This is a genomic window from Lysobacter sp. cf310 (genome assembly GCF_900114355.1).
GTDB lineage: Bacteria > Pseudomonadota > Gammaproteobacteria > Xanthomonadales > Xanthomonadaceae > Lysobacter.
Window position 1 is genome coordinate 613,887 of sequence record NZ_FOSS01000001.1, and the last position, 2,329, is coordinate 616,215.

Sequence of the window (2,329 nt, forward strand, 5' to 3'; positions counted from 1 at the left end):
TTCGGTTTCCGCTGGAAGCCGATCGACGACCTGATGGTCCGCGGCAACTGGTCGGAAGGCTTCCGCGCTCCGTCCATCGCCGAGCTGTTCACCGGCGTCTCGGACACGTTCCAGACCATCACCGACCCCTGCAACGGCTCGCTGCAGGGCGCTCCGAACACCAACCGCCCGGCTTCGTGCGGCTCGGTGCCGGCGTACAACCAGATCAACACCCAGATCCGTACCACCACCGGCGGCAACCCGAACCTGGGCGCGGAGAACTCCACCTCCAAGACCCTGGGCTTCGTGTACAGCCCGAGCTGGGCCGAAGGTCTCGACATCTCGCTGGACTGGTGGGAGATCAAGATCGAAAACGCGATCTTCACCCAGACCGCGCAGGCCATCCTGGACAACTGCTACCGCAACGGCACCGCCAGTGCCTGCGCCCTGGTGCAGCGCGCGCCTGACGGCCAGATCTCCGGCCTGCAGTCGACCCCGTCCAACGTCGGTACGATCTTCAACGAAGGCTACGACCTGACCGTCGGCTACAAGCTGCCGGAAACCTCGTTCGGCAAGTTCCGCGTGGTGTGGGACACGACCTACCTGGCCAAGTCCACCACCGACGTCAACGGCGACGGCATCGTCTCCGAAGATCCGGTGACCGGCGAAGGCGGCAACACGGCCGGTGAGTACCAGGGTGGTTCGGCACGCACCAACAACTGGCGCATCCGCTCCAACCTGGCGCTGAACTGGGAGAAGGGCGACTTCGGCGCGACCTGGTTCGTGCGTTACTTCTCGCACCAGGAAGAGTCCTGCGCCACCATCGCCGCCGCACAGCGCGTCAATCTGTGCTCGGATCCGACCCGCATCACCAACCTCGACGGCAACGATCCGGGTACCGCTCCGGACGGCCCGCAGCTGCGTCCGCAGAACCGCATCGGCGGCGCCACGTACCACGACGCCAGCGTCTTCTTCAACGCGCCGTGGAACGCCCGCATCACCGTTGGCGTGAACAACCTGTTCGACAAGGATCCGCCGCGTTCCGCGTCGACCTTCGCCAACAGCTTCGACCCGCAGTACGAAGTCCCGGGCCGCTTCATCTACTTCCGCTACGCGCAGAAGTTCTGATCGACCCGCAACACCCGCTGCAACGACTACGGCCCCTCACGGGGCCGTAGTTTTTTGTGCGGCACGCGTCCGTCGGCCGTTATCGATCGGCGACGCCGCCAGCGCGGGACGATGCGGCGATCCGACCCGCATCCAGTTCGCCGCGGCGCCATGGGTCGCTACGCGCGCACGTCGCCCGCATCGCGCCATCTTCCGTCGACACTGCGGCCCTGAGCGGGCCGTTTTTTTGAATGACATCCGTCGCCCAAAAGCGAATTCCCACGCTTCGATTCCGCTGCAGCGGAACGACGATGTGGCTGAGCATGCTTTCCGACAATCGCGACGGCGCTTTCATCGCGACGCGCGCGACGCGGCAACGCACACCGCGTTGATCACGCGCATTCGGCATGCGTCATACAAGTAAAGACCACGCCTAAAACACGTACTAAGAGTGACTAAATTTGTCTTTGAAACATCGCAAGTGCGCCGGAGTTTTAGGCGTTAGTCACCAATAAGAACTCACTAAGAAACGCATAGTGCGTGTGCACTCATCACATTGAGTGCCAATGCATGTAGTGCAAAAAAATCATTGTTAAAACCGTGTTGGATTTGCAGGAACGAGCGGATACGATCCGCCGCACCTTGCTGAAATTGGCGTCTTTCTTGACTCCCCCGGCCGGGTCCCATGGGTTCCACTATTTCGATTTTCTGGAGAGAGAGATGACTGTCAGAACCACCCAGCTTCGGGACGCGATTGCTTTCGCGCTCGCCGTGGGCGCCACCGCCGCTGCCGGCACGGGCGTGGCCTTTGCGCAGGAAGAAAGCAAAGACGCCACCACCACCCTGGACCGCATCGAAGTCACCGGCTCGCGCATCAAGCGCGCCGATATCGAAACTTCGCAGCCGATCTTCTCTCTCAGCCGCGAAGACATCACGGCGCAAGGCCTGACTTCGGTCGGCGATGTGATCCAGAACATCACGGCCAACGGCTCGACGCTCAACAGCACCTTCAACAACGGCGGCAACGGCGAGACCCGCGTCAACCTGCGCAACCTCGGCTCCAACCGCACCCTGGTGCTGGTCAACGGCCGTCGCTGGGTGGGCGGTAACGGCCTGGGCGGCGCGGTCGACTTGAGCACCATCCCGACCGCCGCGGTCGAGCGCATCGAAGTGCTGAAGGACGGCGCCTCGACGATTTACGGCTCCGACGCCATCGCCGGCGTGGTCAACGTGATCCTGCGCC

General features: G+C 63.0%; 2 protein-coding genes. Both read left to right on the forward strand.

Going from position 1 to position 2,329, the window contains the following annotated elements:
* Positions 1-1,107 (forward strand): TonB-dependent receptor domain-containing protein (locus tag BMZ45_RS02705; protein WP_139215414.1); only part of this gene is annotated, 1,107 nt, incomplete at its 5' end.
* 699 nt (positions 1,108-1,806) lie between these two features.
* Positions 1,807-2,329: TonB-dependent receptor plug domain-containing protein (locus BMZ45_RS02710; RefSeq protein ID WP_175488962.1), on the forward strand; the 523-nt coding region annotated here is incomplete at its 3' end.